Here is a 14,891-nt window from a genome sequence, read left to right on the forward strand (position 1 = left end):
TTAAGGAGTGGTCAGAGTAGTCCCAGTTGTTCGACCTCAGGGGCGCGTGGCAATTCCGGCAATGATGCGAGGCCGGGCAGGCGCTGCATCAGGCGCTGGTGAAAGCGCTGGGCCAATGCCGCAGCCAGGCGGTTATCCGAGGTGTGCAAGAAGATGTAGGGGCTGCGGCCTTCCTCGATCCAGCTGGCTATCTTGTCCACCCAAGGCGTCAGGAAGGTTTCGTTGGCGTCCAGTTGCGGGTGGCCAATGAAACGCACCTGCGGGTGCTGGCTGAAGGCAGCGGGGCGCGGTGGCACTTTGGGTTTCTTGGCTTGGGCATGCAATACGGCGGGGTCGCGCGATGTGCAGCTGAACAAGGCCCGTGGGTCGAGGCAGATGCGCTCGACGCCACGTTCGAGCAGCAGCCGGTTTAGCTGCCGCTCCTCCTCACCCCGCGCAAAAAAGGCGTCGTTACGCACTTCGACGGCCACCGGCACCGCCACTTCATCCAGAAAGTGGCTCAACTCTGCCAAGCGCGCAGGCCCGAACATGGCAGGCAGTTGCAACCAATAAGGCGATACTCGCTCACCCAGCGGCGCCATCAACCGGGTGAAGGTGATCGCCGCGTCCAGTTGCTCGCGAAGGTCCGCGGCATGGCTGACCTCGCGGGGGAACTTGGCGGTGAAACGAAAGTGCGCCGGCATGACCTGTGCCCAGCGGGCCACGGTCGCGGGCGCGGGGCTGGCATAGAAGGTGGTGTTGCCCTCGACCGCATTGAACACCTGGCTGTACAGGCCCAGGTATTCAGTGGCTCGGGCGTCGGCGGGGTACAGGTAATCGCGCCAGGCGCTTTCGCTCCACGACGGACAACCCAGAAAATAAGGCAGAAGAGAGGGAGTCATCCCTCAAATGTACAGGTCGAGCCCCAGTACTTCCATGTCCCAATCGGTAAAACCGGCTGTGCTCAGGTAACTGGCCAGCGCCGTTGCGGTGCGCCGATCACGGGCGCGGGGGAAGACCATGTCTTGCTGGCGGGCTGGCAGACCACCGCTGCGACGGCGAGTGGTGGCCTCTTGGGGGACGTCGCTTTGCGCGTCATTCTCGATCACTTCGGCATCGTCGATTGCCTCGTCGCGCACCGACGCTTTGCGCGGAGCGCGCTTGATCGGGTAGGACTGCGAGGAGAAACCGTCGATACGCATGGTGTGAGCACTCAGGACCAATGATGGCAATTTAGCAGCATCAGTGTTCCGTCGCTAATGCTCGAGTGATAACTAGACCACAGTTCGCGCGAAAGGTTTTATCGTCATCGGCGATAACCGACGAGTAGCCGTCAGCGTTTCTTGGGTGTGGCTACATTATCGCGCAAGTACACCGGTTGCGCCTGCTCGGCAGCGATGGCCTCGCCGCGCGCCCAGGCGAAGCGTGCCAGGCTGAGGATGTCGAGGGCATTGGGCAACGCTGCGGCATTGCTGGCAGCGACCTGCACTGCCAGGCGCTCGGCATACCCCCAGCCGGTGCCGGCACCGAACCACTCGCCCGTGCTGGCGTCGGGCAGCGCCACGCGCTCGGGCGGCAGCACCGCTTCCTGGCCGATCAGGCGCATTTCGCCTTCGCTGGCCTGGTAGCAGCCCCAGTACACCTCGTCCATGCGTGCATCGATGGCGGCAGCCACCTGCTGCACACCCTGCTCACGCATCGCGCCTTGCGCCAACGCGGCCAGGTTGGACACCGGCAGCACCGGGCGTTCGAGCGCGAACGCCAGGCCCTGAACCACACCGATGGCAATCCGTACGCCGGTGAAGGCGCCCGGGCCACGGCCGAAGGCGATGGCATCCAGCGCGTTCAACGCTACACCGGAGTCACCCAGCAGTTGTTTGATCATCGGCAGCAGCTTCTGCGCGTGCTGACGTGGGATCACCTCGTAATGGCTGGTTACCTTGCCGTCATGCAACAGGGCAACGGAACAGGCTTCGGTGGCGGTATCCAGGGCCAGCAGGGTGGTCATCGAGGGTATCCAAATACAGGGGAAAGAACAGCATTATAAAGAAGCTGCGGCCCCTGTGGGAGCGGCCTTGCGTCGCGAAAGGGCCGCATAGCGGCCCCCAGGTGTCAGCGACGTGGCACACATTGATGGGGCTGCTCTGCAGCCCTTTCGCGACGCAAGGCCGCTCCCACAAAAGCGGACCGGGCGTCAGGCGCTGATCAGCTCAGGGCTGCCAGCACCTTGGCAGTGATGGCGTCAACCGAACCGACACCTTCGATGTGGCTGTACTTCGGCTTGCCGGCATTGGCGGCCGACAGCTTCTGGTAGAACTCGACCAGCGGCTTGGTCTGGGTGTGATAGACCGACAGGCGATGACGCACGGTTTCTTCCTTGTCGTCGTCGCGCTGGATCAGGTCTTCGCCCGTCACGTCGTCCTTGCCTTCCACTTTCGGCGGGTTGTACTGAATGTGGTAGGTGCGGCCCGAAGCCAGGTGCACGCGACGGCCCGCCATGCGACCAACGATTTCTTCATCGTCAACGGCGATTTCGACCACGGCATCGATGTCGACACCGGCAGCGACCATGGCTTCAGCCTGTGGAATAGTGCGTGGGAAACCGTCGAAGAGGCAGCCGTTGGCGCAATCCGGCTGGGCGATGCGCTCCTTGACCAGGCCGATGATCAGCTCGTCGGAAACCAGTTGGCCGGCATCCATGACTTTTTTCAGTTCCAGGCCCAGCGGGGTGCCGGCCTTGACGGCGGCACGCAGCATGTCACCGGTGGAGATCTGGGGGATACCGAACTTCTCGGTGATGAATTTTGCCTGAGTACCTTTACCGGCCCCGGGAGCTCCCAGCAGAATTACGCGCATCTCGTGCTCCTCAAATTTTTTTATGAAATTCAATGGATTCGGCAACCAGGGCCAAGTCCGGAAAATCGGGTATGACCATAAATCGGTCAGAAGGCTGCTCAAGATACACAGCGCCCGGCAGCCAGACAAGCGTCCCAAAGTTGCAGGAATGCGCCACTTGCGCACTGCCCGGTAGGCGGTTGCGCTCGGCGCAACCGCCCTCCTCGCCCTCTATTGCGACTAAAGGTGCACCCTTGCCTGGCGGCCCGCGCGTTACCTCAGCCGGTATTGCGCAGGCCTGCTGCAATGCCCGCCACGGTGACCAGCAAGGCCTGCTCCAACGGGCTGTCCAGAGCGGCTTCGCGGCCGCGCGAGCGCGCCAGCAGCTCGGCCTGAAGGCGGTGCAGCGGGTCCAGGTAGGTGTTGCGCAAGCTGATGAATTCCAGGGTCTCTGGGCTGTGCGCCAGTAGCACCGGCTGCCCGGTCAGGCCCAGCACCACCTGGCAGGACTGCGACAATAGGTCGCGCAGGTGCACACCTAAAGGAAGCAACTCCGGTTGCACTAGACGTTCGTCGTAGGCCTCGGCGATTTGCGCATCGGCCTTGGCCAGCACCATCTCCAGCATGTCGATACGGGTACGGAAGAACGGCCATTGCTCACGCATTTGCGCCAGCAGCTCGCCCTGGCCGCGTTTCAAGGCATTGCTCAAAGCCGTTTCCCAGCCCAGCCAGGCAGGCAACATCAGGCGCGTCTGGGTCCAGCCGAAGATCCACGGGATAGCCCGCAGGCTCTCGATGCCGCCCGCGCGTCGCTTGGCCGGCCGGCTGCCCAACGGCAGGCGGCCCAACTCCTGCTCGGGCGTCGACTGGCGGAAGTACTCGACGAAATCGGGGTTGTCGCGCACCACGCTGCGGTAGGCCTGCACGCCATCGGCGGCCAATTGGTCCATGACCTCACGCCAGGCAGGTTCTGGTGGGGGTGGCGGCAATAACGTGGCCTCGAGCACGGCCGCCAGGTACAGGTTGAGGTTCTGTTCGGCGATACCGGGCAAACCGAACTTGAAGCGGATCATCTCGCCCTGCTCGGTGGTGCGGAATCGCCCGGCTACCGAACCCGGCGGCTGCGACAGAATCGCCGCGTGGGCCGGGCCGCCGCCACGGCCAACGGTGCCGCCACGGCCGTGGAACAACAGCAGTTCCACTTGATGCTCGCGGCAGATGCGCACCAGGTTTTCCTGCGCCCGGTACTGCGCCCAGGCGGCGGCCGTGGTGCCGGCGTCCTTGGCCGAATCGGAATAGCCGATCATCACTTCCTGCGGCCCGCGCAGGCCAGCGCGATAGCCAGGCAAGCCCAGCAGGCGCTGCATCACCGGGCCGGCGTTGTCGAGGTCGGCCAGGGTTTCGAACAGTGGCACCACACGCATCGGGCGGGTCAGCCCAGCTTCCTTGAGCAGCAACTGCACGGCCAGCACATCTGAAGCGGCGCCGGCCATGGAAATGACATAGGAGCCCAGCGAGGCGGCCGGGGCAGCGGCAATTTCCCGGCAGGTGGCCAGCACCTCGGCGGTTTCCGCCTGGGGCTGGAAATGCGCAGGCAATAATGGCCGGCGGTTTTTCAGTTCGGCCAGGAGGAAGGCGATACGCTGCTCTTCATCCCAGTCGGCATAGCGCCCCAAGCCCAGGTAATCGGTGATCTCCGTCAGCGCGTCACGGTGGCGGGCGGCATCCTGGCGCACGTCCAGGCGCCCCAGGTACAGGCCAAAGGTCACGGCACGGCGCAGGCAGTCGAGCAGTGGCCCTTCGGCAATCACACCCATGCCGCATTCGTGCAGCGACTGGTAGCACAGCTCCAGCGGCGCGATCAGGTCGCGGTTGTCGACCAGTACTTCGGCACCGGCAGACGTGCTGCTGCTCAAGGCGGCATGCGCCCAGGCGCGGGTAGCACGGAGGCGGTCGCGCAATTGCTTGAGGATTGCGCGGTAGGGCTCGGCACTGTCGCCGACGTGCTCCTGCAGCGCGCTGCTGGCGTGTTGCATGGACAGCTCGGCGGCCAAGGCATCGATATCACGCAGGAACAAATCGGCGGCCATCCAGCGTGCCAGTAACAGCACTTCACGGGTTACTGCCGCCGTGACATTGGGGTTGCCGTCGCGGTCGCCGCCCATCCACGAGGCGAAGCGGATAGGTGCGGCCTCCAGCGGCAGGCGCAGCCCCGTGGCGTCGTGCAGCGCCTTGTCGACCTTGCGCAGGTGGTTGGGAATGGCCTGCCACAGCGAATGCTCGATCACCGCGAAGCCCCACTTGGCCTCGTCCACGGGGGTCGGCCGGGTGCGGCGGATTTCTTCGGTGTGCCAGGCTTCGGCGATCAGCCGGCGCAGGCGCTCACGCACCTGCTGGCGTTCGGCGGGGGTCAGGTCGCGATGGTCTTGCGCGGCCAACTGGCCGGCGATGGCGTCGTACTTCTGGATCAAGGTGCGCCGCGCCACTTCGGTGGGGTGCGCGGTCAGTACCAGCTGAATGTCTAGCTTGGCCAGCTGCCGCGCCAGGGCGTCGTTGCCATGCCCGGCCTGCTTCAGGCGGGCCAGCAGCTCAGGCAGCACGCGTGCCTCGAAAGGCTCTGGCTGGTCGGCGTCGCGGCGGCGGATCAACTGGTACTGCTCGGCCATGTTGGCCAGGTTGAGAAACTGGTTGAACGCCCTTGCTACCGGTAGCAAGTCGTCGTCAGCCAGGTCCCCAAGGGTCGAGCTCAGTTGCTCGCCAGCCACCCGGCGGTCGGCCTTGGCGCTGTGGCGGATGCCCTCGATCTTCTGCAGGAACGCCTCGCCGTGCTGCTGACGAATGGTGTCGCCGAGCAACTCCCCCAACACATGGACATCTTCACGCAAACGCACATCGATATCGGTCATTGGCCCTCTCTGTAGCGCAGCCTTGGCGCACTCGTTCAGGAAACAGCACTGGGCCAAGAGTGCCCCCAGCCGCGCGCCGATAGCAAGCCTAAGGGCAAGCCGTGATCGGCAAAGCAAACTAAAGTGCAAGCAGAGCACTCCGATGCAATGCAGCCTTTCGAGGCGTTGACAGAGGTCATCATGAAAATCCGTGAACTCGCCCAGCACTGGGAACAGAATGCCGCAGGCACCCTCAGCCGTACCGGCCATGTGCTGCATCTGGACTTGGAGTCCGAGGCGCGCCTGGCCGCGCTGATCGACATGTACCCCAAGCGCACCGCCGAAGAACTGCTCGGCGAACTGGTGGCGGCGGCCCTCGAGGAAATCGAGGCCAGCTTCCCCTATGTAAAGGGGAGCCAAGTGATCGCCACCGATGAAGAAGGCGACCCCTTGTTCGAAGATGTCGGCCCCACCCCGCGTTTTCTGTCGTTGTCCCGGCACCACTTGCATGAGCTGAGCAGCACCGCTGACGACAGCGAGCAGTAACCTCGATGCACACTGTTCCGGGCCTGCAAGGCCCGGAATACCCAGCCTGAGCATGAAAGTTCCGCACAAAACTCACTGACTGATCAGTCAGAAAAACTTACCCGTTTAAGGGATTTTTTTCTGAACCATTCGAAAAACGCCTGAGTCCGAGCAATTAGCCATCACGCTAAAACCCTGCACACTGCCCTCGTGCACCGTTCAGCTGAAGCTCACGGAAACTGTCAGGGATTCAGCGATGGACTGCTACGGACATCGTCGTTATCAGGAGTGATCCAATGGAGCTGACCACCATGAAGACCCGCACTTTCAAACCGTCATCCACTCATGTGCGCGGGTTCAAGCTGGCCGCGCTGGCCCTGGGCAGTAGCCTGGTCCTGGCCGGCTGTGCGGGCAACCCGCCCACCGAGCAGTATGCCGTTACCCAGTCTGCCGTGAACTCTGCAGTCAGTGCCGGCGGCACCGAGTTCGCCGCGGTGGAAATGAAAGCGGCGCAGGACAAGTTCAAGCAAGCCGAAATCGCCATGCACGACAAGAAGTACGACGACGCCAAGCGTCTGGCCGAACAAGCCGAATGGGACGCCCGCCTCGCCGAACGCAAGGCTCAGGCGGCCAAGGCCCAGAAGGCCGTGCAGGATGCCCGCCAGGGCGTTCAGGACGTACGTGAGGAAGGCCTGCGCAGCGCTCAGTGAGCCCTGCCCCGCCACCCTTAGCCTTCGCACTCGATCAAAGGATGAACACTATGCGCAAACACGTCATGATTCCCGCCCTGCTGGCCCTGAGCGTCGGTCTTGCAGCCTGCTCGCACGACCCGAACGCCAACCTTGAGTCGGCCCGCACCAACTTCTCTGCGCTGCAGAGCGACCCGCAGTCGAGCAAAGTCGCGGCGCTGGAAACCAAAGATGCTCAGGATTGGCTGAACAAAGCTGACAAGGCCTACATGGACCGCGAGGACCAGAAGAAGGTCGACCAGCTCGCCTACCTGACCAACCAGCGTGTCGAAGTCGCCAAGCAGACCATTGCCCTGCGTACGGCTGAAGGCGAACTGAAAAACGCCTCCGCCCAGCGCGCCCAGGCCAAGCTGGATGCCCGCGACGCGCAGATCGCCAAGCTGCAGGACAGCCTCAATGCCAAGCAGACCGACCGCGGTACGCTGGTCACCTTCGGCGACGTGCTGTTCGACTTCAACAAGGCCGTACTCAAGAGCAATGCCTACCCCAACGTGACCAAGCTGGCCCAGTTCCTCCAGGAAAACCCGGAACGCAAGGTCATCGTAGAGGGCTACACCGACAGCGTCGGCTCGGCCAACTACAACCAGAGCCTCTCCGAGCGTCGCGCCGGCGCCGTGCGCATGGCGCTGATCCGTGCTGGCGTAGACCCAGCGCGAATCGTCGCCCAGGGTTACGGCAAGGAGTACCCGGTGGCTGACAACGGCAGCAACTCGGGCCGTGCGCAGAACCGTCGCGTGGAGGTGACCATCTCCAATGACAACCAGCCGGTGGCACCACGTTCGGTGAGCCAGGCGCAGTAAGGCTGGCAGCTAGAACGAAAAGCCTCGCTGTCTAAGCGGGGCTTTTTATTGGGCGAGAAGTGCATGGCTGTAAGGCTACGCTGTGGCGTATCTTGAGCGCCGCNNGCGGCGCTCGATCTACGCCATGGCATAGCCCTCCAGCCACACACCCTCACTGCACCTGCTGCGGCGTCTCCTCCCCCATGCAGCGCACCGCACGTTTGCGGTTATCGACCAACACGCCGGTCAGGCCTTTCTGTTGGGTATCGAACAACACCAGCACACCGTCCACGCACTGGGCCACCTGGGGTGCAGGGTCGAGGGAGGCTTTGTAGTCTTCGCCTGGCAGGGTCTTGAGCATGGTGAAATCCTGCAGCAACAGGGCATCTTCAGGCTTGGCGAAATGCAGGTAACCGTAGTACCACAAAGCCCCCACCGTCACGATGATGCTGCCGACGCCGGTCAGGATCAGCGGGATGGCGTTGCGTTCTTCACTCATTGCTTGTTCTTCTCGTCAGGGTAATTGGGCACTTCGGCAAGCCGCCGCAGGCCGTTGAAATGACTCGGGTCGTCGAGGAAGCGCAGCATCACCTGGCGCCATACCGGGTCGGCGAACGTTTGTACATGGCCCCCTCGGGTCAACTGCAGTACCCGCGGCGGTGGCGCGTGCTGGTACAGGCGGATGCCGTTATCCAGCGGCACCAGGTGGTCGTCGATGCTGTGGAAGAACAGCTTCGGCGGGCTGTCCAGGCGCTCGATCGAACGGATCGCACTGTCGCCGTCCGGCACCAGCCACGACAGCGGCACCTGCAGCGGCCAGGTCATCCATGAAGTGCTCAAGGCAAACCGCCCGACTGCACGGTAACTGGCTGGCACGCCATCGAACACCAGCGCGCTGAAGCGCTGGCGCTGCTCAGGGTGGGCCGCCAGGTAATGAATGGCCATGGCGCCGCCCAGGCTCTGCCCCAGCAGCACCACCGGCTTGCCCTTGACCTCGGGCGCCTTGTCCAGCCAGGCCATGGCCGCCGCGAGGTCTTCATAGACCTCGGGCAAACTCGGTTTGCCCTGAGACAACCCATAGCCCCGGTAATCGACCATCAGCACCTGGTAGCCCTGCTCCGGCAGCCAGTAGCTGCCGCCCAGATGGCCGGCCAAGTTGCCGCCGTTGCCGTGCAGGTGCAGCACGGTGCCTTTGACATCGACCCCGGCCTTGGCCGGTAGCCACCAACCATGCAGGCGTACGCCATCCGAAGTGGTCAGGCTGACGTCACGGTAGTCGAGCTTGGCCCGTTCCGGGGTAAACGGTTGGCCGTGCTCGGGGTAGAACAGCAGGCTGCTGCAACCGCTCAGGCCCAGCAGGAGCACGCCAAGGGCCAGCAGGTGGCAGCGTTCAGAGAATGTTCGCGTAGTCGGCTTCAATGCGATCCAGGCTCAGGTGGTTGAGGAAGTTGGAGAAGCACATCCAGGCCGACAGTGCGTTGAGGTCACGGAACTGTTCGGGCAAGTACTTGGGCGGTTCAACCAGCCCCTCCTCGACCAGTTGGCGCAAGGTGCGCATGTCTTCCAGCGTGGTCTTGCCGCAGAACAGCAGCGGGATCTGCTCGAGCTTGCCCTTCTTCACGGCCAACTGAATGTAGTTGTAAACCATGATGAAGCCCTTGAGGTAGGACAAGTCCTTGGTGAATGGCAAGCCATTGGGCACCGAGCCGCGGAACACTCGGCTGGCATTGCTGTAGCTCTGCGCCATTTCAAAGCCCTGAGCACGGAAGAACTCGAACACCTGGAGGAAGTCGGCGCCCTCCTCGACCATGTGGATGGCGCGTGTACGGTTGGTGAGCTTGCGCAGCCGACTGGGGTAAGAGGCGAAGGCAATCACCTCCATGAGGATCGCCAGCCCCTCCTGGGTCACCGTCGACGAGGGTGGGCCCTTGGCCAGGAAGGTGCAGATCGGCTGGTTGAGGCCGTTCAGCGTGGTACCCACATGCACCAGGCCTTCATGCACCTCCAGCGCACGCACGTCGCGGCTGTTGAACATGGCATCGGCACGTACCTTGATGTAGTCGGCACCGGCCGCCGCATCGGCGACGATACCGTCGGATTCGAATACGCGGATGGTTTCCTCGGCCTCGCCGAACACCTTGTTCAGGCGGCGCTGGAGGATGTCCACGGCCTCTTTGGCGGTGAGGTTCTTTGGCTCGTCCTTGAGGTCGCCGCGGCCATCGATGTTGTTCAAGTAGTCCGACAGCATCAGGCCCAGGTCGGCCAGGGTTGGGTCACCGGCGTGGAAGGCGTCGGACGCCGCGCCGTACAGCTCCTGCGAGATCAGCCCGAAGTCCTCGGTGCCGCGTGCCTCGAGCATACGCACCACCATGCGGTATTCCTTGCACATGCGCCGCATGATCTGCCCGACCGGGTTGAACTGCCCGAGCCGGCGAGTGATGTCACGTTCGATGTTCTGGAATTCGGCCTTGACCGCGCTGGAGTCGAACGACAGCGGCCGCGACTGGTAATAGGCGCGGTCTACCGCGGGTGGCTCTTTGCCCTTGGCCTTGAGGAAGCCGTGGCGGATGTTGTCGTCCCATTTCACCGCATCGAGTACGCGGATGGGGGTCTGCGCCGCAACGATGCGGTCTGACAGCGCGCGTATGGTCTGCTGGTACTCGTCCACCGGGGACTCCTTATCTGCCTCGGCCTCGGTCCCTGTAGGAGCAGCCTTGTGCTGCGAAGAGGCCTTTATCGGCAACAAATATCTGTTGTCTTACCGGCCCTTTCGCAGCACAAGGCTGCTCCTACCGGGATCGCATTGCAGTTTCAAACCCTGAAAAGGACGGCAGAGGTCATTACTTGCCGGAGCGCTGGAAGCGTGCCACCTCGACGAACAGGTCGGAGTTGGCCGGGTCGTCCAGGTAGGCCAGCACCCGCGCCGAGGGGCTGTCGATGAGCACGCCCTCGCCGTTGTCTTCCGGCACTTCGGTGTTGCGTCCGGTCAGCTCTTTGTTTTTCACGGCCTGCTGCACCTGCTCGACATCCAGGTTGTACACCACCAGTTCCTTGCCATCGACGACTTCAAAACCGCCAATCAGGAAATTGCCACCCAGGCGCTTGGGCACGCCGGCCGAGAGGTACCAGCGGTTGCCGTGGCGCGAGACGGTGAAGACGTACTCTTCGGGGGCTTTGCCCTTGGCCGTGGCCACCGCCTTGTAGGCATCGCCGCCACTGCGGCTGATCGACAGCCTCAGCGGTTCGCCCCAGGCGTCCTTGCTGCTCCACTTGCCGAGCAGGGCCTTGGGCGCGGCCTGGTTGCTCGGCAAGGGCTCATGGAAGGTCACCAGACAACCGCCCAGCAGCAGGAATGACAGCGTCAACAGCACCACACGCCAGGCTTTCATCAGGTTCTCCTTGAAAATAAGGTCTCAGCTCAGGCCGATGCCAACACCAGGTGCAGGTAACGGGTAAGCATAGCGAGCATCTGCCCATCGGCTTGCGCGTTCGCATCCTTGAGCAGGCCCTGATATTCCATCTGCTCGATAATCGCCGTCAACATTTGGGCGTCTTGTTCCGGTTGCCGCGAGCCGACCACCTGCAGCAATTGCCGGGTGCCGTGCAGCAGAATCTGGTCGTGGGCGCACACCAGCTCGGCCAAACGCGGGCACAGCAGTGCCTCCTGACGGAAGGCCTGCTCGGCCATCAGAAAGTCGCGCCGGTTAAGCAACTGACGCGACACATAGTCAGCGGTCATGCTTGCCACTTCGTCGGCCAGCCGCGCTCGCGCCTGCGGGCTGCCATCGCCCTGGGCGAGCATCTGGCGCAGCACCACCTCGGTGTTGGCCCAGAGCTTGGCCATGTAGGCGGCGCTGCGCTCGACGTACTGGGCGAAGGTATCGGTGAGCAGGTCCTCGATGTCCTTGAAGTAATAGGTGGTGGCCGACAACGGCACACCCGCCTCGGCGGCCACGGCACGGTGGCGCACACCGCGCACACCATCGCGCACGACGATGCGCATGGCGGCGTCGAGGATCAGCTGGCGGCGCTGCTCGCTGCCTTGGCGGGCGGTCTTGCGGCCCTGGTACTGCACACTTTCGGCGACGGCGGTGGCGATGCCGGCGGCGCCTTGCTCAGCGATTGCGGGGGTCACGGGGTTACCTCACGGACGGTGTGTTGGCTGTACCGGCCCCTTCGCGGGCAAGCCCGCTCCCACAGGGATCGTACCGCGCCTGAGGGCAGCGCAATACCTGTGGGAGGGGGCTTGCCCGCGAAAGGGCCGGTGCAGACAACATAAGGCTTCAGGCAAGAAAAAGCCGCCCCTAGAGGCGGCTTTCTCAGATCACTCAGGCCTGCGGACGCATATGTGGGAACAGGATCACATCGCGAATCGACGGCGAGTTGGTCAGCAGCATCACCAGGCGGTCGATGCCGATGCCTTCACCGGCGGTTGGCGGCATGCCGTATTCCAGGGCGCGGACGAAGTCGGCATCGTAGTGCATGGCTTCGTCGTCACCGGCATCCTTCTCGGCCACCTGGGCCAGGAAGCGCTCAGCCTGGTCTTCGGCATCGTTCAGCTCGGAGTAGGCGTTGGCGATTTCGCGGCCACCGATGAACAGCTCGAAGCGGTCGGTCACGGCCGGGTTGTCGTCGTTGCGACGGGCCAGCGGCGACACTTCGAACGGGTACTCGGTGATGAAGTGCGGCTGCTCCAGCTTGTGCTCGACCAGCTCTTCGAAAATCATCACTTGCAGCTTGCCCAGGCCTTCGTGGCCCAGCACCTTGGCACCGGCCTTTTTGGCGATGTCACGGGCACGGTCGACGTCTAGCAGGTCGGCAGCGGTCAGCTCAGGGTTGTACTTGAGGATCGAGTCGAACACCGACAGGCGCACGAACGGCTCGCCGAAGTGGAACACCTTGTCGCCGTACGGCACGTCGGTGCTGCCCAGCACCAGCTGCGCCAGCTCGCGGAACAGCTCTTCGGTGAGGTCCATGTTGTCGGTGTAGTCAGCGTAGGCCTGGTAGAACTCGAGCATGGTGAACTCAGGGTTGTGCCGGGTCGAAACGCCTTCGTTACGGAAGTTGCGGTTGATCTCGAAGACTTTCTCGAAACCACCGACTACCAGACGCTTGAGGTACAGCTCTGGCGCAATGCGCAGGAACATGGCCATGTCCAGGGCATTGTGGTGGGTTTCGAACGGTTTGGCCGCGGCGCCGCCTGGGATGGTCTGCAGCATCGGCGTCTCGACTTCGAGGAAGTCGCGCTCGATCAGGAACTTGCGGATGTGCGAAATCACCTGCGAGCGAACACGGAAGGTGTGGCGGGTTTCTTCGTTGACCATCAGGTCGACGTAACGCTGACGGTAGCGCTGCTCGGTGTCGGTCAGGCCATGGTGCTTGTCGGGCAGCGGGCGCAGCGACTTGGTCAGCAGGCGCACGTTGGTCATTTCGACGTACAGGTCACCTTTGCCGGAGCGGGCCAGGGTGCCCTCGGCGCTGATGATGTCGCCCAGGTCCCAGGTCTTGACGGCGGCCAGGGTTTCTTCCGGCAGGGTCTTGCGGTTGACGTAGACCTGGATGCGGCCAGTCATGTCCTGGATGACCATGAACGAGCCACGGTTGAGCATGATGCGCCCGGCAACCTTGACCGGAATCGCTGCAGCTTCCAGTTCTTCCTTGGTCTTGTCGGCGTACTGTTTCTGCAGGTCGTTGCAGTAGCTGTCGCGACGGAAGTCATTGGGGAAGGCATTGCCCTTGGCGCGCTCTGCGGCAAGTTTTTCCTTGCGCAGGGCGATCAGGGCGTTTTCTTCCTGTTGCAGGTCTTGCGGTGCGCTATTGAGGTCGCTCATGTCGTCATTCTTTCCATCAGGTATTCGTTGCCCTTTTCGGGCAGGGCACGCGATGCCGGCGGGTAGCCAGGCATCGCGGCAGTGGTGTGCGGCTTACAGCCCTTGCTTGAGGCTCGCTTCCAGGTACTGGTCGAGGTCGCCGTCCAGCACCTTCTGGCAGTCGCTGCGCTCAACGCCGGTCCGCAAGTCCTTGATGCGCGAGTCATCCAGTACGTAGGAGCGGATCTGGTGGCCCCAACCGATGTCCGACTTGCTGTCTTCCAGCGCCTGGGAAGCGGCGTTGCGCTTCTGCATCTCCAGCTCGTACAACTTGGCCCGCAGCATTTTCATGGCGGTGTCTTTGTTGGCGTGCTGGGAGCGTTCGTTCTGGCAGGCCACCACGGTGTTGGTCGGCACGTGGGTAATACGCACCGCGGAGTCGGTGGTGTTTACGTGCTGACCACCAGCGCCCGAAGAGCGGTAGGTGTCGACGCGCAGGTCGGACGGGTTGATGTCGATTTCGACCTTGTCGTCAATCTCGGGCGACACGAATACCGCCGAGAACGAGGTGTGGCGACGGGCGCCGGAGTCGAACGGGCTTTTACGGACCAGGCGGTGCACGCCGATTTCGGTGCGCAGCCAGCCGAAGGCATATTCGCCCTTGATGTGCACGGTGGCGCCCTTGATGCCGGCGACTTCACCTTCGGAGAGCTCGATGATGGTGGCGTCGAAACCGCGCTTGTCGGCCCAGCGCAGGTACATGCGCAGCAGGATGTTGGCCCAGTCCTGCGCTTCGGTACCGCCGGAGCCGGCCTGGATGTCCAGGTAGGCGTTGTTCATGTCCATCTCGCCGCTGAACATGCGACGGAACTCAAGCTGGGCCAGTTTTTCTTCCAGGCCTTCCAGCTCGGTCACGACGTCGCCGACGGCGCTTTCGTCCTCTTCCTCGACGGCCATGTCGAGCAGGTCCTTGCAGTCGGCCAGGCCGTTGGCCATCTTGTCCAACGTCTCGACGACCTGTACCAGCATGGCACGTTCGCGGCCCAGGGCCTGGGCATACTCAGGCTTGTTCCAGACGGCCGGGTCTTCCAGCTCGCGGTTGACTTCGATCAGGCGGTCATGCTTTTGATCGTAGTCAAAGATACCCCCGAATTGACTGGGAACGCTCGGTGAGGTCCTTGATGGTGTTCAGGATCGGTTGGATTTCCATGGGCGACGGCTCTCGTGCGAATTCGGTGAAAAGCCTGCGAGTATAACCGAGTCCAACGCATGGCGGCAGACCCGCCGGGCGGTACCCTGCACCCGGAACTACAAAGCACTACGCCGCAG

15 protein-coding genes are annotated in these 14,891 nt (G+C 63.1%); 3 read left to right on the plus strand and 12 right to left on the minus strand.

The window, feature by feature from the left end; all coding sequences use genetic code 11:
* Positions 1 to 11: 11 nt before the first annotated feature.
* The 5 genes from MFF34_RS21915 to ppc form a co-directional block, all read right to left on the minus strand.
* The gene (locus tag MFF34_RS21915; protein WP_238216416.1) at positions 12 to 881 is read right to left on the minus strand and encodes a DUF72 domain-containing protein; all 870 of its coding nucleotides are present in this window, start codon (positions 879 to 881) and stop codon (positions 12 to 14) included.
* A 3-nt stretch (positions 882 to 884) separates the two neighbouring features.
* Positions 885 to 1,181, minus strand: coding sequence for a hypothetical protein (locus MFF34_RS21920; RefSeq protein ID WP_099453111.1), 297 nt, complete (start codon positions 1,179 to 1,181; stop codon positions 885 to 887).
* A gap of 131 nt (positions 1,182 to 1,312) precedes the next feature.
* A complete protein-coding gene (gene tsaB, locus MFF34_RS21925) occupies positions 1,313 to 1,987 on the minus strand; it encodes a tRNA (adenosine(37)-N6)-threonylcarbamoyltransferase complex dimerization subunit type 1 TsaB (protein WP_186675903.1) in 675 nt (224 codons plus the stop codon).
* A 197-nt stretch (positions 1,988 to 2,184) separates the two neighbouring features.
* Complete coding sequence (gene adk / locus MFF34_RS21930) at positions 2,185 to 2,835, minus strand: adenylate kinase (protein ID WP_027595762.1); 651 nt, start codon at positions 2,833 to 2,835, stop codon at positions 2,185 to 2,187.
* Between the two features lie 257 nt (positions 2,836 to 3,092).
* Complete coding sequence (gene ppc, locus MFF34_RS21935) at positions 3,093 to 5,720, minus strand: phosphoenolpyruvate carboxylase (RefSeq protein WP_238216418.1); 2,628 nt, start codon at positions 5,718 to 5,720, stop codon at positions 3,093 to 3,095.
* A gap of 180 nt (positions 5,721 to 5,900) precedes the next feature.
* Between ppc and MFF34_RS21940 the strand changes: the two genes are divergently transcribed.
* The 3 genes from MFF34_RS21940 to MFF34_RS21950 all read left to right on the plus strand — a co-directional run bounded on the left by MFF34_RS21940 (position 5,901) and on the right by MFF34_RS21950 (position 7,773).
* Complete coding sequence (locus tag MFF34_RS21940; RefSeq protein ID WP_238216421.1) at positions 5,901 to 6,245, plus strand: pilin assembly protein; 345 nt, start codon at positions 5,901 to 5,903, stop codon at positions 6,243 to 6,245.
* A 275-nt stretch (positions 6,246 to 6,520) separates the two neighbouring features.
* Entirely contained in the window at positions 6,521 to 6,934 is a 414-nt protein-coding gene (locus MFF34_RS21945; RefSeq protein WP_027595759.1) for a DUF4398 domain-containing protein, read from the plus strand.
* A gap of 50 nt (positions 6,935 to 6,984) precedes the next feature.
* A complete protein-coding gene (locus MFF34_RS21950; RefSeq protein WP_099453108.1) occupies positions 6,985 to 7,773 on the plus strand; it encodes an OmpA family protein in 789 nt (262 codons plus the stop codon).
* 151 nt (positions 7,774 to 7,924) lie between these two features.
* Here MFF34_RS21950 and MFF34_RS21955 read toward each other — a convergent pair whose 3' ends face one another.
* From MFF34_RS21955 to prfB, 7 genes are all read right to left on the minus strand, one after another.
* Entirely contained in the window at positions 7,925 to 8,251 is a 327-nt protein-coding gene (locus MFF34_RS21955; protein ID WP_027595755.1) for a hypothetical protein, read from the minus strand.
* Positions 8,248 to 9,171, minus strand: a complete 924-nt coding sequence (locus MFF34_RS21960) for an alpha/beta hydrolase (protein WP_238216423.1) — start codon at positions 9,169 to 9,171, stop codon at positions 8,248 to 8,250. Before MFF34_RS21960 ends, MFF34_RS21955 begins: the two co-directional genes overlap by 4 nt.
* Entirely contained in the window at positions 9,143 to 10,420 is a 1,278-nt protein-coding gene (locus MFF34_RS21965; protein WP_027595753.1) for a flavohemoglobin expression-modulating QEGLA motif protein, read from the minus strand. The genes MFF34_RS21960 and MFF34_RS21965 overlap by 29 nt, the downstream gene beginning before the upstream one ends.
* A gap of 172 nt (positions 10,421 to 10,592) precedes the next feature.
* Positions 10,593 to 11,141 carry a hypothetical protein gene (locus MFF34_RS21970; protein ID WP_238216425.1) on the minus strand — a complete coding sequence of 183 codons (549 nt, stop codon included), beginning with the start codon at positions 11,139 to 11,141 and terminating at the stop codon, positions 10,593 to 10,595.
* Positions 11,142 to 11,170: 29 nt separating this feature from the next.
* Positions 11,171 to 11,875 carry a TetR/AcrR family transcriptional regulator gene (locus tag MFF34_RS21975; protein ID WP_027595751.1) on the minus strand — a complete coding sequence of 235 codons (705 nt, stop codon included), beginning with the start codon at positions 11,873 to 11,875 and terminating at the stop codon, positions 11,171 to 11,173.
* Between the two features lie 205 nt (positions 11,876 to 12,080).
* On the minus strand, positions 12,081 to 13,583 hold the full coding sequence (gene lysS / locus MFF34_RS21980; protein WP_238216427.1) for a lysine--tRNA ligase: 1,503 nt from the start codon (positions 13,581 to 13,583) through the stop codon (positions 12,081 to 12,083).
* 93 nt (positions 13,584 to 13,676) lie between these two features.
* Positions 13,677 to 14,772 (minus strand): peptide chain release factor 2 gene (gene prfB, locus MFF34_RS21985; protein ID WP_097151322.1). Its coding sequence is split into 2 segments (ribosomal slippage): positions 13,677 to 14,699 and positions 14,701 to 14,772, totalling 1,095 coding nucleotides; the frame shifts between segments, so codons are not numbered across the junction.
* Between the last annotated feature and the right edge of the window lie 119 nt (positions 14,773 to 14,891).

Origin of the sequence: Pseudomonas sp. PAGU 2196, assembly GCF_022179005.1 — a bacterium.
GTDB classification, from domain to species: domain Bacteria; phylum Pseudomonadota; class Gammaproteobacteria; order Pseudomonadales; family Pseudomonadaceae; genus Aquipseudomonas; species Aquipseudomonas kermanshahensis.